The organism is Arthrobacter sp. M4, assembly GCF_020251205.1.
GTDB lineage: Bacteria > Actinomycetota > Actinomycetes > Actinomycetales > Micrococcaceae > Arthrobacter.
In genome coordinates, this window is the sequence record NZ_JAIWYX010000003.1 from 358,376 (window position 1) to 380,262 (window position 21,887).

Annotated in this window: 18 protein-coding genes; 4 read left to right on the plus strand and 14 right to left on the minus strand. The window is 62.8% G+C overall.

Annotated features, from left to right (window positions below):
* Positions 1-4: 4 nt before the first annotated feature.
* The 11 genes from ftsW to dinB all read right to left on the minus strand — a co-directional run bounded on the left by ftsW (position 5) and on the right by dinB (position 13,501).
* Positions 5-1,288 (minus strand): putative lipid II flippase FtsW, encoded by a 1,284-nt coding sequence (gene ftsW, locus LD110_RS08105; RefSeq protein ID WP_225497995.1) that lies wholly within the window; start codon positions 1,286-1,288, stop codon positions 5-7.
* 2 nt (positions 1,289-1,290) lie between these two features.
* Positions 1,291-2,886 carry a UDP-N-acetylmuramoyl-L-alanine--D-glutamate ligase gene (murD, locus tag LD110_RS08110; protein ID WP_374200315.1) on the minus strand — a complete coding sequence of 532 codons (1,596 nt, stop codon included), beginning with the start codon at positions 2,884-2,886 and terminating at the stop codon, positions 1,291-1,293.
* Complete coding sequence (mraY, locus tag LD110_RS08115; protein ID WP_225497997.1) at positions 2,868-3,977, minus strand: phospho-N-acetylmuramoyl-pentapeptide-transferase; 1,110 nt, start codon at positions 3,975-3,977, stop codon at positions 2,868-2,870. The genes murD and mraY overlap by 19 nt, the downstream gene beginning before the upstream one ends.
* Positions 3,974-5,470, minus strand: a complete 1,497-nt coding sequence (gene murF / locus LD110_RS08120) for a UDP-N-acetylmuramoyl-tripeptide--D-alanyl-D-alanine ligase (protein ID WP_225497998.1) — start codon at positions 5,468-5,470, stop codon at positions 3,974-3,976. Before murF ends, mraY begins: the two co-directional genes overlap by 4 nt.
* A 6-nt stretch (positions 5,471-5,476) precedes the next feature.
* Positions 5,477-7,162, minus strand: a complete 1,686-nt coding sequence (locus LD110_RS08125; RefSeq protein WP_263855015.1) for a UDP-N-acetylmuramoyl-L-alanyl-D-glutamate--2,6-diaminopimelate ligase — start codon at positions 7,160-7,162, stop codon at positions 5,477-5,479.
* Between the two features lie 95 nt (positions 7,163-7,257).
* Positions 7,258-9,054 (minus strand): penicillin-binding protein 2, encoded by a 1,797-nt coding sequence (locus tag LD110_RS08130; RefSeq protein WP_225497999.1) that lies wholly within the window; start codon positions 9,052-9,054, stop codon positions 7,258-7,260.
* Positions 9,055-9,091: 37 nt separating this feature from the next.
* Positions 9,092-9,730 carry a hypothetical protein gene (locus LD110_RS08135; protein WP_225498000.1) on the minus strand — a complete coding sequence of 213 codons (639 nt, stop codon included), beginning with the start codon at positions 9,728-9,730 and terminating at the stop codon, positions 9,092-9,094.
* A complete protein-coding gene (gene rsmH / locus LD110_RS08140) occupies positions 9,727-10,725 on the minus strand; it encodes a 16S rRNA (cytosine(1402)-N(4))-methyltransferase RsmH (protein ID WP_225498001.1) in 999 nt (332 codons plus the stop codon). Before rsmH ends, LD110_RS08135 begins: the two co-directional genes overlap by 4 nt.
* 169 nt (positions 10,726-10,894) lie before the next feature.
* Positions 10,895-11,326 carry a division/cell wall cluster transcriptional repressor MraZ gene (gene mraZ, locus LD110_RS08145; protein WP_225498002.1) on the minus strand — a complete coding sequence of 144 codons (432 nt, stop codon included), beginning with the start codon at positions 11,324-11,326 and terminating at the stop codon, positions 10,895-10,897.
* A gap of 402 nt (positions 11,327-11,728) precedes the next feature.
* Positions 11,729-12,094, minus strand: coding sequence for a DUF3040 domain-containing protein (locus tag LD110_RS08150; protein WP_225498003.1), 366 nt, complete (start codon positions 12,092-12,094; stop codon positions 11,729-11,731).
* A 240-nt stretch (positions 12,095-12,334) separates the two neighbouring features.
* Positions 12,335-13,501: a DNA polymerase IV gene (gene dinB, locus LD110_RS08155; RefSeq protein ID WP_225498150.1), complete on the minus strand. Its 1,167-nt coding sequence runs from the start codon at positions 13,499-13,501 to the stop codon at positions 12,335-12,337.
* Between the two features lie 189 nt (positions 13,502-13,690).
* Here dinB and LD110_RS08160 point away from each other — a divergent pair, with 189 nt between their 5' ends.
* Together LD110_RS08160 and LD110_RS08165 are read left to right on the plus strand one after the other, a co-directional pair.
* Positions 13,691-14,218: a hypothetical protein gene (locus tag LD110_RS08160; RefSeq protein WP_225498004.1), complete on the plus strand. Its 528-nt coding sequence runs from the start codon at positions 13,691-13,693 to the stop codon at positions 14,216-14,218.
* Positions 14,215-15,330 carry a polyprenyl synthetase family protein gene (locus tag LD110_RS08165; protein WP_225498006.1) on the plus strand — a complete coding sequence of 372 codons (1,116 nt, stop codon included), beginning with the start codon at positions 14,215-14,217 and terminating at the stop codon, positions 15,328-15,330. The genes LD110_RS08160 and LD110_RS08165 overlap by 4 nt, the downstream gene beginning before the upstream one ends.
* Positions 15,331-15,418: 88 nt before the next feature.
* On the opposite strand, the gene LD110_RS08170 is transcribed toward LD110_RS08165, so the two are convergent.
* Complete coding sequence (locus tag LD110_RS08170) at positions 15,419-15,772, minus strand: Rv2175c family DNA-binding protein (protein ID WP_225498008.1); 354 nt, start codon at positions 15,770-15,772, stop codon at positions 15,419-15,421.
* Between the two features lie 250 nt (positions 15,773-16,022).
* On the opposite strand from LD110_RS08170, the gene LD110_RS08175 reads away from it, so the two are divergent.
* Positions 16,023-17,366 (plus strand): lytic transglycosylase domain-containing protein, encoded by a 1,344-nt coding sequence (locus tag LD110_RS08175; RefSeq protein ID WP_225498009.1) that lies wholly within the window; start codon positions 16,023-16,025, stop codon positions 17,364-17,366.
* A gap of 72 nt (positions 17,367-17,438) precedes the next feature.
* Positions 17,439-19,616, plus strand: coding sequence for a Stk1 family PASTA domain-containing Ser/Thr kinase (locus LD110_RS08180; RefSeq protein ID WP_225498154.1), 2,178 nt, complete (start codon positions 17,439-17,441; stop codon positions 19,614-19,616).
* Between the two features lie 71 nt (positions 19,617-19,687).
* On the opposite strand, the gene LD110_RS08185 is transcribed toward LD110_RS08180, so the two are convergent.
* A complete protein-coding gene (locus LD110_RS08185; protein ID WP_225498011.1) occupies positions 19,688-21,091 on the minus strand; it encodes a class II 3-deoxy-7-phosphoheptulonate synthase in 1,404 nt (467 codons plus the stop codon).
* A gap of 82 nt (positions 21,092-21,173) precedes the next feature.
* The gene (locus LD110_RS08190) at positions 21,174-21,881 is read right to left on the minus strand and encodes a 1-acyl-sn-glycerol-3-phosphate acyltransferase (RefSeq protein ID WP_225498013.1); all 708 of its coding nucleotides are present in this window, start codon (positions 21,879-21,881) and stop codon (positions 21,174-21,176) included.
* Between the last annotated feature and the right edge of the window lie 6 nt (positions 21,882-21,887).

Consider the following 21,887-nt stretch of genomic DNA (forward strand, 5'->3'; position numbering starts at 1 on the left):
AGTGCTAGGTACGCTTTCGTGCTTTTTTCGCCGGCAGCTTCACGAGCCGCTTGGGCCGGATATGGGGCGCCATCTGTGCGCGGGCCAAGGACAAGACTACGCCGATGCCGCACAGAGACATGAGCAGGGCAGAACCACCGTAGGAAATAAACGGCAGGGGAACGCCGATCACCGGAGCAAGACCCGTCACGACGGCCATATTCACGGTGCCCTGCCCGAGCAGCCAGACCATGATGGTTCCTGCGAGGACGCGCTGGAACATATCTTCCTGGGCAACCACCACCCTGTAGATGGCCGCGCCGAGGATCGCAAAAAGGACCAGGACCACAAGCGTTCCGGCAAGGCCAAGTTCTTCGCCAATGATGGCGAAGATGAAGTCGTTATGGGCCTCGGGAATCCAGCTGTACTTTTGTCGGCTCTGGCCAAGTCCAACCCCGAACCATCCGCCCGACGCAAGCGCGTAGAGCCCATTGGTGGACTGGTAGTTGACGTCCGTGCCATCGGCGCAGACCTGCCCCGTCCAGGACATGATGCGGCACATGCGGTTGGGGCTTGCTATAGCCATAACTGCCACGGCCAAGCCACCCACTACGGTGCCCAGCCCGAAGAGATACAGTCGGACGCCGGAGAAGAACAGTCCAGCAGCCACGATGATCATCACGATCATGCCGGTGCCAAGGTCATTCCCCGCAAGAACCAGGCCAACAACGCCGATGGCCACCGGCACCACAGGGATGAGGGCGTGCTTCGCCTGGTGGATCAGCTTTGCCTTGCGTGCCAGCACCGTGGCCATCCACAGGGCAAGGGCAAGTTTTGCGGCCTCCGAAGGCTGGAAGGTAAACGGGCCCACCTCGATCCAGTTCTGGTTGCCGTTGGTGCTGGTTCCAATCAGCAGAACGAGTCCCAGAAGGACGAAAGCAACAATGATTGCCGGCCAGGCGAGCCGTTTGAGCCATTGCACGTTGACGCGGGACAGGACCAGCATCAGGACGATGCCGATTGCCGCGAACATCCCCTGCTTCAGGGCTGCCGAGTAGGGTGACTCCCCTGCTGCAATGGCTTCAACACTGGAGGCCGACAGCACCATCATGATGCCGATGGCGGTCAGCGCAAGCGTTGCTCCCAGAATGAGGTAGTATGTCGATCCGTTCCGGGACCTTCCTGTGCCTTCCAGTGCCGTCCAGAAACGCCTCAGGCCGCGAACGGGAGGAGCCGTCTTTGGCGCGCCGCCTGCTGGCGCCACGGACCCAAGGTTTCGGTCCCGCGTGCGTGGGGGCGTGCTGACCATCGCTACTCCTCGTCGGTCTGTGCCTGCCCTTCCACGAGCTCGCGAACTGCCTGGATGAAAGCGTCGCCACGGTGAGCGTAGGAAGAGAATTGGTCCATCGAAGCAGCCGCGGGGGCCATAAGCACGGTATCGCCGGACTCGGCCACCTGCGCCGCCGACGCCACCGCTTGGGCCATGACAGCTTCACCGCGGTTCGCGGCTCGATCTGCACCGGCACCAGGCCCTTCGGCTGACTGCTCTTCTCCAGTGTCGCCCGTGGGCTGCGGTATCACGGGAACGTCGGGGGCGTGTCGGGCGAGTGCCGCCTCGAGTTCCACCGTGTCCGTCCCTATCAGCACAACGGCCTTGAGTCGCTCCGCATTGTCCTGGACCAGCTGATCGTAGTTGACACCCTTTGACAGGCCGCCGGCGATCCAGACGACGTTCCTGAATGAAGCGAGTGACGCTGAGGCTGCGTGTGGATTCGTTGCCTTGGAGTCGTTGATCCAGAGAACTCCGCGCTGCTTGGCCACTGCCTGGATGCGGTGGTCGCCTGGCGCGTAGTTTCGCAGACCCTGCCTTACGGCGCTGGCTTCGACCCCGTAGGCGCGGACCAGGGCAGCGGCAGCAAGCGCATTGGCAACCATGTGCCGAGGGGCCACCGGGCCCAGGTCAGACAACGCTGCCAGCTCGGCAGCGGAGTTCTTGCGGTCCTCGATGAACGCCCGGTCCACCACCAAACCCTCGACGATGCCCACCATGCTGATTGCTGGTGACGACGTTGTGAAGGCAACGGCGCGGCAGCCCTCCACAACGTCTGCGTTCTCTACCATCCGCTCAGTTTCGATCTGCTCGGCGTTGTAGATGCAGGCTTTCTGCGTGTGCTCGTAGATCTTGGCCTTGTCGGCGAGGTAGGAGTCGTATGAACCATGCCAGTCAACGTGATCCTCCGCGACATTGAGGCAAACGCTGGCGACGGCGGAAACCGATTCGCTCCAGTGCAGCTGGAAGCTGGACAGCTCCACGGCGAAGACGTCGTACTCCACGGGGTCGCGGAGAGCATCGAGGATCGGCGTTCCCACATTGCCCACTGCGATGGCTTTGAGCCCGGCGGCCTGGAGCATGGCCTCAGCCATACCTACAGTGGTCGTCTTGCCGTTGGTGCCGGTGATGCTCAGCCAGTCTGCGGTTTTGCGTCCTTCTCGTTCACGCAGCCGCCAAGCCAGCTCAACGTCGCCCCACACCGGGATATGGGCGCGCTTGGCAGCGGCCAGCAACGCTTGGTCGGGACGCCAACCTGGTGACGTCACCACAAGTTCCGGGCGTTCGCCGTCGATTTTTGGCAGTGCCTCCACTGCGTCCGGGCCTAACAGCACGTCCGCAGCTCCAACGATCCGAAGAGTCTCCGCCTGCGCCTGGGCTTTGGCGGAGGTCGCCGCGTCAACGACGACGACGCGGGCACCTAGCTCAATCAACGTGTCCGCAGCCGCGAAACCCGAAACGCCGATGCCCGTGACGACCACACGCAGGCCTGCCCAGTCCGAATCCCAACTGGTCAGGCCCTTGAGCCGTTCAGCGAGAGCTGCAACATTGCGCACGTTCACAGGAGCACCACCCATTCAGCGTAGAAAATGCCAAGCCCGGCGGCTACAAAGAGGCCGCAGAGGATCCAGAAACGGACCACCACAGTGACCTCGGCCCAGCCTTTGAGTTCAAAGTGATGCTGGAGAGGGGCCATCTTGAAGAACCGTTTGCCCTTGGTGGCCTTAAAGTAGCCCACCTGGATGATGACGGATAGCGTGATCAGGACAAACAGCCCACCGATGAGGCCCAGGAGCAACTCCGTGCGGGACATGATCGCGAACCCGGCAATAGCGCCGCCGATGGCCAGTGAGCCCGTATCCCCCATAAAGATCTTTGCGGGCGATGTGTTCCACCACAAGAAACCAACCAGCGCCGCGCTCATGATGGCAGCAAGCAAAGCCAGGTCCAGCGGGTCGCGAACGATGTAGCAGCCCGATCCTGCTTCCCGCGGCGAGCCGCAGGCCTGGTTGGACTGCCAGATGCCCATGATCGTGTACGCGCCAAAGACCATCACTGCGGCGCCGGCAGCAAGCCCGTCCAGGCCGTCGGTCAGGTTCACCCCGTTGGTGGCTGCCGTCACGATCAGGTTGGACCAGATCACGAATAGGATCGCTCCGAGGACCGTGCCGCCAAATGCCAGGTTCAGCCACGGAATGTCGCGGACAAGGGAGATCTGGGTTGAAGCCGGCGTGATCCCCGCAGAGTCCGGGAAGTTAAGGGCCAGCACGGCGAAAGCGATACCCACAACGCCTTGCAGGATCAGTTTGGCCTTGGCGTTCAACCCCAGGCTTCGCTGTTTGGAGATCTTGATGTAGTCATCGAGGAACCCGACAAAACCCATGCCAACCGCCAGGAAGAGGAGCAGCAGCCCTGACGCGGAGGGCCCCGGAGACCGGGGATTCATGAACCACATCAGCAAATGAGTGACCGAGTAGCTGATCAAAACCGCAGCGACGACGACGGTTCCACCCATGGTGGGCGTCCCGCGCTTGGTGTGGTGGGAAGTAGGTCCGTCGTCCCTGATGAACTGGCCGTAGCCCTTGTTGACGAGGAAACGGATGAACAGGGGCGTGCCGATTAGCGCCGCGAGGAGGGCAACGCCGGCGCCGATCAGTAGTGCGATCATTGCTGTTCGTTCCCTTCAGTGGCGGCAGTCGGAGCTGCGCTCTTGACGTTCTCAGGGGCCGGGGCGGCCTGTGCTATCCGATCCCCCAGATGCCTCAGGCCCACGCCGTTCGAGGACTTGAACAAAACAAGGTCGTCCGGCCTCAGCTCTGACTGAAGGAGCTCAAAGGCCTGGTCCGCCGTCTCAGTGAAACTGCATTCGTCCCCCCAGGAGCCTTCCTGGATGGCTGAAATGTATAGGGGCCGGGCTTCCCGCCCCACCACCAGCAGCCGGTCGATGTTGAGCCTCACTACCTGGGTGCCGACGGCTGCGTGTTCGCGAATCGAGTCTTCGCCGAGTTCCAGCATGGCGCCCAGCACCGCCCAGGTCCTGCGGCCCCGGCCCAGGTCAGCCAGGGTGCGGAGCGCTGCCCGCATGGACTCCGGGTTGGCGTTATAGGCATCGTTGATGATGGTGACGCCGTCAGCGCGTTCGGTGCGCTCCATGCGCCAGCGGCTTACAGGCGCCTGGCTGCTGAGCGACGCAGCGATATCGGCGGCGGGAATGCCTGCAGCGAAGGCAGCGGCAGCTGCAGCCAGGAGGTTTGCGACGTGGTGCACGCCAATAAGGCGGCTTGAGACGCTTACTGGCTGTCCGCCGTCGGGCAGTTGCAGATCGAATCCCGGGTGGCCTTCCGGGCCAGTGGAAACGTTGAGGGCCCGGACGGCGAGGTCGTCCGGATGGCCGCTGGAAGACGTAAAGCCAAGAACGGTCGCTGTGGTGCGGGCGCGCATGGCGGCAACCCGGGCGTCGTCCAGGTTGAGGATCGCCGTGCCCGCATCGGGAAGCGACTCCACAAGCTCCCCCTTGGCCTGTGCGATGTTTTCGACGCCGCCAAACTCTCCTGCGTGCGCTGAACCAACACCCAGGACAACGCCGATCTCCGGGCGCACGATGTCTGCCAGGTAGGCGATGTGGCCGATCCCGGTGGCACCCATTTCGATGACCAGGTACCGGGTGTTGTTGTCGGCGCGGAACACGGTGAGGGGCACTCCAACCTCGCCGTTATAGGAGCCTTGCGGCGCCACAGTGGGGCCGGCCGCGGAGAGGATGCCTGCCAGGAGGTCCTTGGTTGTGGTCTTGCCCGCGGAGCCGGTGATCCCGATGACGGTCAGCTGCTCGCCGACGGCCGCCCTGGCGGCCCGCATGCGGCGGACGCATTCGGCTGCCAAGGCCCCCATGGCCAGGACAGCGTCTTCTACGACGACGGCGGGAAACGGCTTGCCATCGGCGTCGCTGACTTCGCGCTCGGTCAGCGCGAGCACAGCCCCGTTCTCGAAGGCGGAGCCGACGAACGCGTGGCCGTCGGCGTGTTCGCCGGGCTTGGCGACGTACAGGGAACCTGGCTCGGCCTCACGCGAATCCGTGACCACTGAACCGGGAACAATGTCCGGGTCCGCAGCCAGCCGGCCATTGGTGATGTGGGCGATTTCCGCCGCTGTGAGTGCAATCATGACTGTCTAGGACTCTATCCGCTCGTTCGTGGAAACGCTGAATCCCCTGGCTGTCAAGGACTTCCGCAGTTCAACCCTGTCGTCGAGGGCAAGATTGACGCCTTTGACTTCCTGCCAGACTTCATGGCCCCGCCCTGCGACAAGGATCGTGTCCCTTTCCGTGGCGAGTTCGACAGCCTGCCGAATGGCCTCTTCCCGCGGGTAGGCCTCGATAATTTCGCACCTCAGGCCCTCCGCCGTCCTCGCAGCCTCGGCGCCCGCCAGTACTTCCGCGCGGATCGCCGCAGCGTCCTCGTCGTGCGGGTCGTCGTCGCTGACAATGACGACGTCGGCCAGCCTGGCCGCGATGGCACCCATTGTTGGGCGCTTGCCCTGGTCGCGCTGCCCGGTGGCGCCGAAGACCACGATGAGCCTGGAGTCCGGCGCCGGCGACCGCACGGCCTCCAAGGCCCGCTGGAGCGCGTCCGGGTTGTGCGCAAAGTCGACGACGGCGGCTGGCGCCGTTGAGACGAGCTGCATCCGGCCGGGTACAGAAACAGTGAATGGATCGTGTTCGTCCAGGGCAGCCTGGACTTCCGCCAGCGGCACGCCGGATTCGAGAACCATCGCAGTAGCCAGCGCAGCATTGGCGACGTTGAAGCTGCCTGGCAGCCCGGTGTGCACGCGAAGGCTGCTGCCACCGCGGTGCCGAAGTTCGAACTCGGTCCCGAGGCCCCTGGCCCGCTGGCCCGCCACCATCCAGTCGACAGTGGGAGACTGCGGCGCGCCGGTATGGTCGGCTCCCGGTTCCCCGACGGCGGAAGCCACGGTGGACAGTGTCGCGAGCGGAAGCGGAGCTTCGGCCGCCAGGCGTCGTCCCCAGTCGTCGTCGACCGTTACCACGGCGCGGCGCGCGCGCTCGGGTGTGAACAGTTCCGCCTTGGTCAGGTAGTAGTCCTCCATGCTGCCGTGCAGGTCCAGGTGGTCCTGCGTCAGGTTGCTGAAGCCAACAACGTCGAAGCGTACGGCGTCCACGCGGTGGAAGGACACAGCGTGGGATGAGACTTCCATGGACGCGGCATCGAGGCCACGCTCGCGCATCAGTGCCAGCAGTGCGTGGACATCGGTGGACTCGGGTGTGGTCAGGAGGCTCGGGATGGCGTCAGCGCCAGCCAGGATTTCGATGGTTCCGATCAGGCCGGTTGTCCTGCCGAGGGCACGCAGCAGCGAATTGATGAAGTAGGTGGTGGTTGTCTTGCCGTTCGTGCCGGTGACGCCGAAGAGCGTAGGCGTATGGCCATCATCGGGCTGGCTCTTGTAGATCAGCGACGCCAGGCGCCCAGCCAAAGTACGTGGCGAATCAACAACCAGAACTGGGACGCCCGTGTCGGCGGCAAGCGCGAGGAGCCTGGCTCCGTCGTCGTCCGTTACCACTGCAACTGCCCCGGCTTCGATGGCTTGTGCAACGAAGTCGGCACCGTGCCTGCTGCTGCCCGGGAGGGCCAAGTACAGGTCGCCAGGCTGCACGGAAAGCGAGTTCAGGCTGATTCCCGTGACGTGGATCGACTCCGCTGCGGGCAGCGCGACGCCCAACTCCTCCGCAATCACGGAGAGCGGCACGGCTGCGACAGCAGTGGGCCGGAATCCCTGGCGTTCAGCAGCTTCGGCGCCGTCAGCGCCTGCGTTCGTGGGGGCCTGGTTCTGCTCTGACAAAGGACTCTCCGTTGGTGCGAATTACTGCGGGCAGGCCGCCTGCCACGGCGGACAAGGGCGCGGTTGTCCGATTGGGGTGGACCGCGCCACAAAGCTTACTTGACGAACTGCGGCAAGCGGACTGGCGTTCCTGTGGAGGGCGGTACGTTATAAGTACGGAGGACCTGGCTCATGACGGAACGGAAGACCGGTCCGTTGGTAATTCCGTAGATGCTGCCCTTAGGCCGTTGGACGACCACTTCCACAATGAATCGGGGATCGTCCATAGGTGCCATGCCAACCATGGAGGCTGTGAAGCCGTCAAAGCCGGGAAGCCCGTCTTCACGAGGCGCCTGGGATGTTCCAGTCTTGGCCCCCACACGGTACCCGTCAATTGCTGCTTCCTTGATCTGCCCCTCGGTGACCGCACTTTCCAGGATGTCCCGAACCTGCTGGGCTGTCTCTTTGGACACCACCTGGCGGGGATCCTTAGCGGGCACCTTCTCCTCGGTGCCACCGGGGGCGATATAGCTGTCGATGAGTCGAGGCTGGAGCATGACGCCGTTGTTGGCGATGCTCTGGTAGGCACGAACTGTCTGCAGCGTTGACTGGGAAACACCCTGGCCAAACAGCACTGTGTACTGTTGGCGGCTGTCCCAGTTGTCCGGTGTTGCCAGGATGCCGCTGGCTTCTGCAGGCAGGCCGATATCCGGTGCTTCGCCGATGCCGAACTTCTTCAGCCACTCATAACGTTGCTCCGGACTCAGCCGCTGCCCCGCCATCACCGTTCCCGTGTTCATCGACCAGCCGAGGATCCCGGCGAGGGTCCTTTCCTCGGTCCCGTGTTCGAAGGAGTCTGTGAAGGTTTGGCCGTCCACGGAGTAGGACGGAGGAATGGTGAAGTGCTCCAGGGGGTTTGACTTGCCCTCTTCGATCAGGGCAGACGCCGTGATGGTCTTTTCCACCGACCCCGGTTCATACGCGGCGGTGACGGCGCGCACGCCACGGTCCTTGGCATCCACGCGTCCGGGGTCATTGGGATCCGGAGCATTCGTGTCCGCCATCGCCACCAGGTTCCCCGTCTTGGTATCCATGACCACAATGACGCCCCATTCGGCACCAAGCTTATTTACCTGGCTCTGGATCGCCTGCTGCGCGAAGTACTGGATGTCCGAATTCAGGGTGAGCTTTACGTCGTGGCCATCCACCGCAGGGGTCAGCTGATCAGTTGCCACCGGGATGCGAAGGCCATCGGCACCAATCTCGAAAACCCGCTTGCCAGGGGTCCCCTTGAGCTTCTCCTCCTGGGTCTGCTCGAGGCCTGCCTGGCCGGTGGTGCCATCCTTGAGGAACCCGACAATCCCGCCGGCTACGCTGCCGTTCGGATAGACCCGCTTGCTGATTCCCTCCGAAGCGACACCTGGGATCCGTAATTTGGTAATACGATCCTCAATGTCCGGTTTGACGTCCTTTGCTACAACGTAATACCGCTTCTCGCCTGTGACAGCTTCCGTGACCTTGGCTGTATCCATCCCCAGCAGATTGGCCAGTTCCGAAATGCCCTGGCTGCGGCTGACAACCTCGATGGAATCCGTTTGCATATTAAAGCGCTTGAATTCCGCCGTCTTCGTGTTGACCGTTTGGTCCACCACAATGTTGTAGCGGATGACGCTGCTGGCCAGCACGGTTCCGTTGGCATCGATGATGCGCCCGCGCTGAGCCGGCAATTCCACAGGAGTTAGCCGTTTGTTGAGTGCGGCCTCAGCCATGCCGCCAACGTCCAGCCCCTGGACGAAGAACAGCTTGCCGCCAACAACCAGCAACAACGTCAACATGATGCCGAGGCCGATTCGCAGGCGCCGGGTGGTGGCCGGCACTTTGCCTGTCTTCAGTTTGCCAGTGCCTTTGGCCACGTTGGGTTCCTTGCTGTTGCGTACTGTTGTCAGTTGGCTACTGGCCAGGCGCCTTCTGCTTCGGAGCCGGGACAGAGCCGCCGTGCAAATCCACCGCGCGTGGTGCTGCGGCGGGCGCAGGGCCCTGGGAAGCCTGTGCGGCAGCTGCCGGAGCCTGCTTGCGGCTCTCCAACGGATCCTTGGCCGATGTTGGCGGCACCACCGCGAGCTGGCCTGAGACAGCAGGGGCGGCGATCACGGCTCCTGGGTTTTCCGTCTTGACGGCCGGAGTCGCTTTGCCACTGACAACCATGGTGTCCAGGTCGATCTGACCCTTGACCGTGGAAGCAACCATTCCCAATTCTGTAGCCTTGGCAGCCAAATTCTGCGGAGCTTCATGGTTCTGGACTTGCTGTGTCAGGTCCTGGTTCTGCTTTGTGAGGCCTGCTGCCTCGGCCTTGAGCTGGACCAGTTGGTACTGCGCCGTGGATACGGAAATATTCAGCACCAGGACTGTCATCAGCGCTGCCGCCAGGACTGCGAAGCAAAAAACAACGAACGGGGCCCGGCGCCTGCCCGGCGCGCTCCGCACTACGGACAGCGGTGTGCGAGTACTCCGCCCCGTCGAAGGTGCCGGTAGGGCACGTGCCGTGTTGCCCACCACGGACGTTGCGTTCCTGGCTGCGGCGGTGCTCATTGCGCTCTCCTCGGCTTAATGCGTTCGACGGCGCGCAGCCGGGCGGAGGCTGCGCGTGGATTTTCGGCGATTTCCTGGGCGGTTGGCACTTCCGTGCCCCTGGTGAGGGTTTTCAGTTCTGGTTTGTGTTCCTCGAGTTCAACCGGGAATCCCGGGGGCGCCGAGGACTTCGAGCCGGCTTGGAAGACCGCCTTAACGATCTTGTCTTCCAAGGAGTGGTACGACATAACAACCACACGTCCGCCCACAGCGGTGGCAGCCACCGCCGCCGGAACTGCCCGCTCCAGGACTTCCAGTTCCTCGTTAACTTCGATCCGCAGGGCCTGGAAGGTTCTTTTGGCAGGGTGTCCGCCGGACTTGGCCGCACCAGTCGGAACAACTCCTCGAATCGCCTCGACCAATTGGCCCGTGGTGGTGAATGGAGCCGTCGCACGCTGCTGGACAATGCGGTTTGCTATGCGGCCGGCGAATTTCTCCTCGCCCCACTTGCGAATGATGCGGACGAGGTCTTCCTCGCTGTACGTGTTAACGACATCAGCTGCTGTTTGCCCCCGGCTGGTATCCATTCGCATGTCCAGGGGCGCATTGTACGAGTAGGCGAATCCACGCTCGCGTTCGTCCAATTGCAGCGAGGAAACCCCCAGGTCCATCAGGATGCCATGGACTTCCTGGACGCCAAGGTCTGCCAGGACATCCGGGATCTCGTCATACACGGCGTGGACAAGGTCCGTCCGCGCGGCGAATTGCGCCAACCGCCGGCCTGCAAGTGCGAGAGCTTCTTCGTCGCGGTCAATGCCGATGAGGTGAAGGTCCGGGAACCGCTGGAGCATCGCTTCCGAATGTCCGCCCATGCCTAGCGTGGCATCAATGGCGATGGGTGTGGTTCCGCGGGAACGGGCAGCTTCGAAGCCGGGGGCAAGAAGGTTGATGCACCGGTCGCGGAGCACAGGAATATGGCGCTCGGACGTAGGCTTTGGCTGTTCCTGCTCATCCATTCCGTGATCCGCCCCCTCTCATGCACCCGGTCCCGGTGTTGGTGCTTCTTAAACCGGATCCCCATCCGCGCCCCCGTTGGCCTGCCTGGCTCCGGGGAAGTTGAGCCAGGTTGACCTGACGGCGGGCGGCTGGAGATCCCGTCCAAGAAGCGATTCTTGCTTCGCCCGGTCAGAAGAAGCCCGGGAAGTTCTCATCGTCGGTTTCCGAGAAGGCGGATTCCTTCTCGGCGAGGTAAACGTTCCAAGCCTGGGCATCCCAGATTTCGGCGCGGGTACCGGCCCCAATGACGGCCAGTTCCCTGTCGAGCCCTGCATATGCCCGAAGCGCTGGCGGAATCGTCACGCGCCCCTGCTTGTCGGGTACCTCGTCAGAGGCTCCAGACAGGAAAACCCGCATGTAATCCCGTGCCTGCTTGGAGGAGATCGGCGCCTCCCGCATGGACTCATGGATCCGTTCGAATTCCCGCTGGCTGAAGACGTAGATGCAGCGTTCCTGCCCCCGTGTGAGGACAAGACCATCGGCTAGTTCCTCACGGAACTTCGCGGGGAGGATGATCCGGCCTTTCTCATCCAGTCGCGGTGAATGGGTGCCAAGAAACACCGGCCCCACCACCCGTCTGTCAAAGGTGCCCGCAACAACTCCAGCGCCGCCACTACCCTCTTACGCCCTCCACTTTACTCCACAAGTCCCCACAGTCAACGCGACACGGGCGTTTTCGGCTCCACTCGAGGGGTTTCCCACCCCGGGAATTCCGCGGATTCGATGAGCGGGGAGCAAAGTGGAGGAGAAGTGGAGGACCAACCCATTGCTGGGCACAAAAAAGACCCGCCGGGGCGGGTCTGGTTTTCGTATGGCGGTGACTGCGGAGCGGGCGGACGTGTTTGACGTCGGGACGGTGTTTCGGCCTCCTTCTAGACCGGCACCCTCGAATCGACTGCTATGCCTGGCATAAGCAACGCGGGCTTTTGTCCGCGGCTAAATCAGCTCGTGGTGAACGGAAGCTTAGCTTTCGCCGCGGCGGCGCTCGTCCCAGCGCTCCTCAAGGTTGTTCATAAAAGAACTGCGGGACTTGCCTTTGCGGCCTGCCTTGCGCGCCTTGCCTGCCGCAGAGCTGCGAAGCGTTGCGAAGTAGACGCCAGCACCCATGACCACGAACCCGAGCACGCCAAGGAAGATGTTCTGCAGGGATACACCAATGAGCAGCAACAATACGCCGGCAACAGCAGCGAGAACACCGATGATGATATGCCGGGTAGACCAGGCGCGGCCGGGATCCGAGCCCATAGAGTTGGCAAACTTCGGATCGTCCTCATGCAGTTGCTTCTCGAGTTGCTCGAGGAGCTTCTGTTCGTGCTCCGAGAGGGGCATCACGACCTCCTTTAGTCGGCCAACGCCCGGACTGGACGCGGCCTGTGTGTCTTTTTTCATCAACGATCAGGGTCAGCAAAACGTTCCCCAAAATTCCCCGTCAAGACACGGAACATCGTGATGAGACACCGAACGATCGTTTTGTCCAGACGTTCGAAATCTATGTATCTCTAGGATAGTTTGTCGGGCGCAGTTCCAAAAGACGCCGTGACGCTCGTCGCACCCCGGAAAACCGCGCCGTTACTGCCCTTCGGGACGGTTTTCACGGTCAAGAAGCCGGGCCGGAAGGACGCTTCTTGCGCCGAAGCGCTCCGCCACCTTATCCAGTGCCTGCTCTGCCGAGCGCCAGTTGTCGTCCCGTCTGTCCAGGCTGAGCTGAAGGGATGTTTGCGATGCCGGCTCCAATTGCTCAGCGCGCACACCGACCAGTCGCACGCTCATGGGCCGGTCACCCAGACCCTCCAGGAGTTTTACCGCTGTAGCGTAGATCAACTGCGCGCTGTCCAAAGGGGTGTGGACAGTATGGCTGCGCGTGACAGTAGAGAAGTCGGCGTAGCGAAGCTTGAGGGCTATGGTGCGGGCGAGCATGCCCGAGTTCCTGAGTCGGATCGCGGTCCGGTGTGCCAAACGCAACAGTTCGCGGTGAAGGACCTGGTCATCTGCGGTGTCTATGGCAAAGGTTTCCTCGGCTCCAATGCTCTTCTCCAGCCTGACCGGCGTCACAGGCCGGGGATCGAGCCCCAGGGAAAGCTGGTGCACGTGCTCGCCGGAAGCCCCCAGTACTTTTCGCAGCGAAGATGCCGGCGTCGCCGCGACATCTGCCACTGTCCTGATGCCAAGACGGGAAAGCACCTCGACTGTCTTTGCCCCGACGCCCCACAGCGCGCTGACCGGAAGAGAATGGAGATACTCCAGCGTCCGATCAGCCTCGATCATGAGAAGTCCGTTTGGCTTGCAGCGTGTAGAGGCAATCTTGGCCACAAACTTGTTGGCGGCAATACCTACGGACGCAGTAATTCCCAGCTCAGAAGCGATTCTCTGGCGGAGCAGGCGAGCTATCTCCAGTGGCGGGCCCAGCCGCCGAATCGCTCCTCGAACGTCAAGGAACGCCTCGTCCACGCTGAGTGGTTCGACGAGGTCCGTGATTGAGCCAAAGATTTCCATGACTTGCCCGGAAACCTCGTAATAGAGATGGTGGCGAGGCTCGATGATCACGGCGCCGGGGCACATCCGCATGGCAACGGCCATTGGCATGGCCGACTTCACACCTAAGGCTCGGGCCTCGTAGGACGCAGAGAGAACCACGGAACGCTCAGCAGGGAATCCGACGATGACCTGCTTGCCGCGAAGGTCCGGCCGCGTGCGCAACTCCACGGACACGAAGAAGGCGTCCATATCCACGTGCATGATCCCGGTGCGCCTGAGTTCCCCAAGTCGTTCGGCACTCAGCTCGCCGCGCTCCAGCCCCTGCGCCCCGCGGGAGTCGCCCGGAGCGTCCGCTGCACCTCTCTCCGGTCTCACAATCGCAATTCTATTCCGTGGCACTGACTAGACTGGAGGCACATCCGGCGTCGTACACCGAAGGAACAAATACCCGTGAAGCCCAACGCCCACCCCCGGACGCTCGGTCTGGCACTCGTCGCCGCCGCCGTCGTCCTGGCCGTTCCTGCATGCAGCTCGGGTTCTCCTGGCCCTGCCGGCCCGGCTCCGGCGTCTGCGGCATCGTCAACTGCCTCCTCGACGGGCAGTGCTTCCGCCACAGCATCAGCCAGCCCTGCTCCGTCCGCCACGGTTGGCACGTTGATCTCCGGCTTTCCACAAAAGCTCATCCCTGTGATGCCCGGCGCCACCGTGGTATCCAGCTCGTTCGAGAAAAGCGGTTCGCCGGCAACTGTGGCTCTAGTGGGAACCATAAAATCTCCGGCTTCTGCCGTGATCAGTTTCTATGCGCAGGCCCTGGAAGCACAGGGGTTCAAAGCCGTTCCAGGCGATGCGGTAGGCAGCATCGCCTCAAAGGATTTCCTGCGTGGTGAAAACGAAACCGTGAACGTTTCGGTGGTTGAGGTCGCAGGGCAGTCGACGTTTACTGTGGGCGCCAACGTCGCTGCCGAGTCGCTAAAGTGAGCGCGTCCGAGCAGCTCAGTGCCGAGCGGCCACGACTCGAGGAAGAGCAGTCAGCCTTCGTAGGCGCCGTTGCCGATCGCCTGGCCAGTTTCGTTGCCGGCCACCGTGACATGATGGCCTCCATTTCAGCCGACACAGCCCCCCTTGTCGATTCGATCGCCACCCTTGTGACCGGGGGCAAAAGAATGCGGGCCTTGCTGTGTTACTGGGGCTGGCGCGGCGCGGGCGGCGCACCTGGGGACAATGTGGTGGTCACTGCTGGTGCAGCACTGGAGCTGTTCCAGGCCGCAGCCCTCATCCACGACGACATTATTGACCGTTCGGACACGCGGCGGGGGGCACCGAGCGTACACAAGCGGTTCAGCCATCTTCATTCGGCCGAAGGCTGGGCTTTGGACAGCGAGCGGTTCGGTCACGCTGCCGCGATTCTCACAGGAGACCTCTGCCTGTCTTTCAGCGAAGAATCATTCAGTGAGATTGGACCTAAAGCTGCTGCGGGCACGCCTGCCCGGACCATCTTCAATTTGATGCGTGCCGAGGTAATGGCGGGGCAGTACCTGGACATCCTGGAGGAAGTCGCCGGTCCCGTCAGGGACCGGAAGGCAGCAGTCCGCCGCGCGGAAACTATCATCCGGTACAAGTCGGCGAAGTATTCAACGGAGCACCCGCTGGCCCTTGGCGGCGCGCTCGCCAATGCACCGGCTGACCTGCTGGAGGGCTACTCGGCCTTCGCGCTGCCCCTTGGAGAAGCCTTCCAGCTGCGCGACGACGTCCTGGGCGTTTTCGGCGACCCCGCCACCACTGGTAAGCCGGCAGGCGACGATCTCAGGGAAGGAAAGCGCACTGTCCTTGTGGGCCTTACCCTTAGCCAGGCGAAGCTGTCCAAAGCCCAACACCTTGACAGATCACTCGGGCGGGATGACCTCACGGACGAGGAAGTGGAAGAACTTCGCCGGATCATCGTCGAGTGCGGCGCACTCGCTGCCACCGAAGAAAAAATCTCAAGTCTCAGCGACAGGGCTTTTGCCGCCCTGAAGGGACTGCCCATCGATGAGCTGTCAATGGCTGCCTTGGGGCAGATCGCACGGGCAGCTGTCCGCCGCTCCGCCTAAACCTACGACAAGGCCCATGCCGTCCGCCGCACTGCCGGCGACGCACGGCATGGGCCGTAAATTTACTGGTTGCCTGGGCGAATGACGCTTACCACGCCAACTGCTGTGCGCGCCGCCGGATTTCCGTCTTGCGCCCCTCACGAAGAGCGTCAACGGGGCGGCCACCCAATGATTCGTCTGCGGTGAACAGCCAGACGATGAGTTCCTCGTCTGTGTAACCGGCGTCGCCCAGCACCGCGACTGTTCCTTTTAAGCTCTCCAGGACGTGCCCGTCCTGGAGGAAGGCAGCAGGCACGGAGCGGATGTTTCGTTCTCCGACCCGCAGCGCCACGAGGGCCCTCTCGTCCAGGAGTCCGTGGATTTTGGTGATGGGAACATCAAGAAGCTCTGCCACGTCGGGAAGGGGAAGCCATTCGCCAACAAGACTTTCTACATTACTCACGGATCAAGCGTGCCACGCGCGCAGGCATTGCGCCTAGCGGCAACATGGGCGGGCATGAGTGAATCGCGCGACACTCCGAAAAATACTGCCTAGCCGGGTAAAGCGGGATTCCTTGTGCTAATCGCAATTCTGTGAGAGATTCACTTTGATCACATTCGCACCATTGATAACTTTTGTAACACCAACAACATTGGTATCACTGGACACATCGGTGCCCTTACGGAACCGCCGCTTAGATGAGGAACGGCCCATGACGACGCCCCGCTCGCCGAAGAACACACCGAGCAAGCCCATGATCGCCGCGACGACGGCGGCCCTGCCTGCCGTCGTACTCTCATCCTTGGCTATGGCCCAACCTGCGGCGGCGGCACCTTCCCCGCAGCCCCGCAAGATCCCGGCCACGCTGGCGGCGGCTATCGAAGCGAGTTCGGCAACCAGCACCGGCGGCATCATCCCGGCGTCTTCTGTTTCCACTACGCTGCCATCGATCCTTCAGCCCTTCGCCCCGTCCGCTCCGGCCGAATACACCATCGTCCGCGGGGACACCATCAGCGCTATTGCCGCGCGGTTTGGCCTGAACACCGGTGACGTGCTGGCGCTGAACAACCTGCAGGCCAACACGATCATTTATCCTGGCCAAAAAATCCGCCTGACGGGCAGCGCAACCCCTGCACCAGCCCCCCAGCCCTCCCCTGCTCCGTCCGGTGGCGAAGGAAGTTACGTAGTCCGCTCCGGCGACACGCTGAGCGCTATCGCCGCCCGGCACGGAGTCTCGCTGAAAGACGTTCTGGCATGGAACGGACTCAACATGCAGTCCATCATCTACCCGGGCCAGAAGATCAAGGTTGGCGGCGCTCAGGCACCGGTCCTGGCTGTGCCGGCACCGTCAGCGGCACCTGTTTCGGCTCCCGCCCCGGCACCGCTGGCCAACTCCGGTTCCTACACCATCAAGGCGGGCGACACTCTGGGCGGCATCGCCGCGCGCCACGGCGTCGGGCTTTCCGCTCTCCTGGAGGCGAACAAGCTGTCCGCCACCACAACCATCTACCCCGGCCAAAAGCTGGCGATTCCCGGCGTCTCGCTGCAGCCGGCCGGTAGCGTTACACCCCTGGTGCCGGACTCCTTCCTTGGCTTTACGTACCCCAAGGCTGTTGTTGATTCCGCGAACAAGAACAAGGCCCTGCTGAACGCAGCGCCGGTTCCCAGCCGTGAACAGATGAAGAGCATCGTCGCCGACACTGCCCGCAGGATGGGCGTGGACCCTGCCCTCGCCCTCGCGTTCGCCTACCAGGAGTCGGGGTTCAACCAACGCGCGGTCTCCCCCGCCAATGCGATCGGCACCATGCAGGTGATCCCCTCGTCGGGCGAATGGGCATCAGATCTTGTGGGGCGCCAGCTGAACCTGCTGGACCCCTATGACAATGCCACTGCGGGCGTCGCCATCATTCGTGCACTGTTGCGCACCAGCAAGGACGAAGATACGGCAATCGCGGGCTACTACCAGGGCCAGTACTCCGTCAGCAAGCACGGCATGTACGAGGACACCAAGCAGTACGTGGCCGCCATAAAGGCCCACAAGAAGAATTTCAGTTAGAAAGTTCGGAAACTTACCGACGGGCCCGGATCACAGATCGATTCGGGCCCGTTTTGTGCCTAGTACCATCGAATAGTGCAGGAAAACGTTACGGACCATCTCATCGGGACCCTTGTGGACGCCCGCTACCTGGTGCGATCCCGCCTTGCCCGCGGCGGCATGTCCACCGTTTACCTCGCGACGGACCAGCGGCTGGAACGCGACGTTGCGCTCAAGGTCCTCCATCCGCATTTGGCCAATGACCCCGGTTTCCTGGATCGACTGGGACGCGAGGCGAAAGCTGCCGCGAAGCTTTCGCATCCGCACGTGGTGGGCGTCCTGGACCAGGGCGAAGACGGACATACCGCCTATCTGGTCATGGAGTACATCAAGGGGCACACGCTGCGCGATGTCCTGCAGACGCGCGGCGCGTTGCCTCCCCGGCTGGCACTTGCCCTCATTGACCCCGTCATTGAGGGACTGGCGGCAGCCCACGCAGCCGGCCTCATCCACCGGGATGTCAAGCCGGAGAACGTCCTGATTGCGGACGACGGCCGTATCAAGGTAGGGGACTTCGGGCTGGCCCGTGCCGTCACTGCGACCACCAGCACTGGCGCCCTGATCGGGACGGTCGCGTACCTGCCGCCGGAACTCGTGCTTGGCCAGGCCGCCGACGCCCGCAGCGACATCTACTCGGCGGGCATCATGCTCTACGAATTGCTCACCGGGCAGCAGCCGTTCCAGGGAGAAGTCCCGATCCAGGTCGCGTACCAGCACGTGAACGGCGTGGTGGAACCGCCGTCGTCCCAAGTTCCCGGGCTCGCAACGGACCTGGACGAACTCGTTCAGTGGTGCACGGCGAGGGACCCGGAGCAGCGCCCCGTGGACGGCTCAGCCCTGTTGTCCGAATTGAGGCACATCCGCACTAGCCTCAGCGATGAGCAACTGGACCTCGCACCGAATGGGTCAGCACAGGCACACGCCCACCAAGCGCCAGCGGGCGAGGCTCCCACCGCAGCGTTGACAGCAGCCGCACTTGCTTTGGCCGGTACATCGGCCGCCGCTTCCGGGGGAACAGCAACAGAGGCCGTTCCGCTGGCGGGTCGTCCCACCGAATTAATCGGTCGGTACAGCCATCCCACCGAGGTCATCTCGGGGAAAAGCAGCCCGACGGCGGTCTTCCCCGCTTCTCCCGGCTCGATACGCGGCGCGGTACCACCAAGCGGCCCGGCATCGATCCTTCCCGCCTCGCCATGGCCGGACGAGGGCGACGACGACGCGTGGCCACCCGGGAAGCGGGAGGCCAAGAGGCTGGAAAAGCAGGCGGCCAAGGACCGCGCCCGGGCGGCAGCCACACCGGTGCGGTCGCTCCGCACCGGCGATTCCCGGCGTCGCGGGCTCATCTGGACCGCCGTGATTGTGGCCCTTGCGATATTGGCCGCCACAGCCGGTTGGTTCTTTGGCATGGGGCCCGGATCGCCAGGCACTGTGCCCGATGTCAAAAACAAGACGGCAGCCGAGGCCCAGGCCTTGCTCCAGACAGCCGGTTTCCAGTCCGACACGAGGGACGTCTTCGACGACGACACGGCAGCGGGCCGATCCGTGGGCACAGAGCCGCAGGCCGGTGCCGAGATCCGGAAGTTCCAGCGCGTGTCCGTGTTTGTGTCCAAAGGTCCCCAGCTTTTTCCACTTCCCACACTGACGGGGATCACCCTTGACCAGGCGAAGACCGCATTGAACGCGGCTCGCATGGCTCTTGGGACCATCACCGAGCGCTACGACGACCAGGCCGCAGCCGGAATTGTCATTGCCCAGGATCCTGCCAAGGATACGCCGTCAAGGCGCGGCACCCCGGTGGCCCTTACGGTATCCAAAGGCCCGCAGCCCATCCCCGTGCCGGATGTCCGCGGGATGAGCCAGGATGAGGCAGTCAAGGCACTCCGGGATGCTGGGCTCAAGCCCGTCATCGCCGAGGAAACCGTGAACGACAAGAAGATTCCCAAGGGTGCCATCGCAAACCAATCCCCCGCCAATGGAACGCTGACCCGCGGCGCGCAGGTGACGCTCACCGTGTCCAAGGGTCCCAAGATGGTCCAAGTGCCCAGCTACATTGGCAAGCAGGCAAGCGAAGCCCGGAGGGCCTTGGAGAAGCTGGGATTCGATGTGAAGGTCAACAACATCCTTGGCGGATTCTTCGGGACGGTACGCGACCAAAATCCGGTGGATACAGAGGTACCTGAGGGCTCTATCGTCACCCTGACAGTGGTCTAAGACGGAGCAGCACCAAAAAGGGAGGCGCAGGGCCCTGCGGCCCTGCGCCTCCCTTTTGATTGCCTGCTGGCCTATCGCTTGGTGAGCGCCCCGGCGACGAGGAATGCCATCTCCAACGACTGCATGTGGTTCAGGCGCGGATCACAGACTGACTCGTAGCGGTCCAGGAAAGCGTCTTGGTCGATGGGGTCGGAGCCGCCCAGGCACTCGGCGACGTCGTCTCCGGTCATCTCGACGTGCAGGCCGCCTGGAACGGTGCCGAGGTTGTGGTGAACTTCAAAGAAGCCCCGGACTTCGTCAATGACATCATCAAATCTGCGGGTCTTGTAGCCGTTGGGGGACGTCACGGTGTTGCCGTGCATGGGATCCGTAACCCAGAGAACCTGGGCGCCTGAGGCGGTGACCTTCTCCACGACAGCGGGAAGCTTCTCACGAATATTCTTGGCACCCATTCGAGTGATGAAGGTCAGCCGGCCGGCCTCGCGGTTCGGGTCCAGTTTGTCGATGAGGCGAAGCGCGTCATCTCCAGTGGTGGTAGGACCGAGCTTTACACCGATCGGGTTGCGGACGCGGGACAGGAAATCAACGTGTGCGTGGTCCAATTCGCGGGTCCGCTCACCGATCCACAGGAAGTGGGCCGACGTGTCGTACGGCAGGCCGGTGCGTGAGTCGATCCGGGTCAGGGCCCGCTCGTAGTCCAGGAGAAGCGCCTCGTGGCTGGCGAAAAATTCAACACGCTTAAGTGCCTCGAAGTCCGCGCCGCACGAGTCCATGAATTTGATGGCGCGATCGATGTCCCGGGCCAGGGACTCGTACCGTGCGTGGGCGGGGTTCTCCGTGAAGCCCTTATTCCACGTGTGAACGAGGCGAAGGTCTGCGAAGCCTCCCTGGGTAAAAGCCCGGATCAGGTTCAGCGTCGCGGCCGAGGTGTGGTAGGCCTTCAGCATGCGGCCAGCGTCGTGCGCGCGGGATTCAGGCGTGAAGTCATAGCCATTGACGATGTCCCCGCGGTAGGCAGGCAGCGTCACCCCGTCGCGCGTTTCGTCATTGGACGACCTCGGCTTGGCAAACTGGCCGGCCATCCGACCCATCTTGATCACAGGCATTGCGGCACCGTAAGTCAGCACCACTGCCATCTGCAGGATGGTTTTAACCCGTGCGCTGATTCTGTCCGCAGTGGCGGCCTCGAAGGTCTCAGCGCAGTCACCACCCTGCAGGACGAAAGCCTTGCCCTGGGCGGCCGCGGCGAGCCGCCCGCGAAGTATGTCCACCTCACCGGCGAACACCAGCGGAGGGAGGATGGAAAGCTCGCGTACTGAGGCCTCAAAGACCTCCCGGTCAGACCACGTTGGCTGCTGCGAGATAGGCAGTTCGCGCCAGTCATCGAGGCCTGGATAGTTAGCTGCGCCGCTCTGGGCGGTGCTGGTCAGCAAACTGGCAACAGAGGGAGCGGGTTTCGAGGATAGCTCAGTCACCCTACAAGAGTAGTAGCCCGCGGAGGGTTTCCGGCACACGGGCTTCATGGCGCCTCTGGGAGGCGTCACAGTCTGGAGGGGCCTAGGAATTCTCCTCTGGCTCAGGAGGCTTTCCGGCCAGCCGCTGCTTGACCACGGAAGCGTACTCGTCCACATATTCCTGGCCGGAAAGTCGCATCAATTCGTACATGATCTCGTCGGTCACGGAACGTTGGATCGCCCGATCTTCCTCCATGCCCTGGTAGCGGCCGAAATCCAGCGGCGGACCAAAGATCACTCCGATGCGTCGAATGTTGGGCACACGCTTGCCAATGGGTTGCACCTTGTCAGTCCCGATCATCGCCACAGGCACCACGGGCACTCCGGTCTGCAAGGCAAGCTTTGCGACTCCCACTTTTCCCCGGTACAGCCTGGCATCGGGGCTCCGGGTACCCTCCGGGTAGATCCCCAGAAGACCTCCCGACTGGAGGACCGCCATCCCTGCTTTCAACGACACTTCGGAAGCGGCGCCGCCTGAGCGGTCCATTGGAAGCTGGTTGGTCAATCTGAAGAACAAGGCGGTGAGCCGCCCTTTGAGACCGGTTCCCGTGAAGTACTCGGACTTGGCAAGGAATATCACTGGCCGGGAAACCATCAGGGGAAGGAATATCGAGTCGGAGAACGACAAATGGTTGGAGGCCAGGATTGCCGCTCCGTGCTCGGGGACGTTGTCTAGTCCCTTCACCCAGGGCCGGAACAGCAGTTTGAGGATCGGTCCCAGGAAGATCCGCTTCATCACCCAATAGAACACGTTTGT

What these genes read in the sequence shown, in the direction of transcription:
- murF (WP_225497998.1), bottom strand. Translation starts at nt 5,470, where the DNA reads ATGATTGCACTCACAGCGGCGGAAATCGCCCACATCACCAATGGCCGG.
- ftsW (WP_225497995.1), bottom strand. Translation starts at nt 1,288, where the DNA reads ATGGTCAGCACGCCCCCACGCACGCGGGACCGAAACCTTGGGTCCGTG.
- mraY (WP_225497997.1), bottom strand. Translation starts at nt 3,977, where the DNA reads ATGATCGCACTACTGATCGGCGCCGGCGTTGCCCTCCTCGCGGCGCTA.
- murD (WP_374200315.1), bottom strand. Translation starts at nt 2,886, where the DNA reads ATGGGTGGTGCTCCTGTGAACGTGCGCAATGTTGCAGCTCTCGCTGAA.
- dinB (WP_225498150.1), bottom strand. Translation starts at nt 13,501, where the DNA reads ATGCACGTGGATATGGACGCCTTCTTCGTGTCCGTGGAGTTGCGCACG.
- LD110_RS08175 (WP_225498009.1), top strand. Translation starts at nt 16,023, where the DNA reads ATGACGACGCCCCGCTCGCCGAAGAACACACCGAGCAAGCCCATGATC.
- LD110_RS08135 (WP_225498000.1), bottom strand. Translation starts at nt 9,730, where the DNA reads ATGAGCACCGCCGCAGCCAGGAACGCAACGTCCGTGGTGGGCAACACG.
- rsmH (WP_225498001.1), bottom strand. Translation starts at nt 10,725, where the DNA reads ATGGATGAGCAGGAACAGCCAAAGCCTACGTCCGAGCGCCATATTCCT.
- LD110_RS08150 (WP_225498003.1), bottom strand. Translation starts at nt 12,094, where the DNA reads ATGCCCCTCTCGGAGCACGAACAGAAGCTCCTCGAGCAACTCGAGAAG.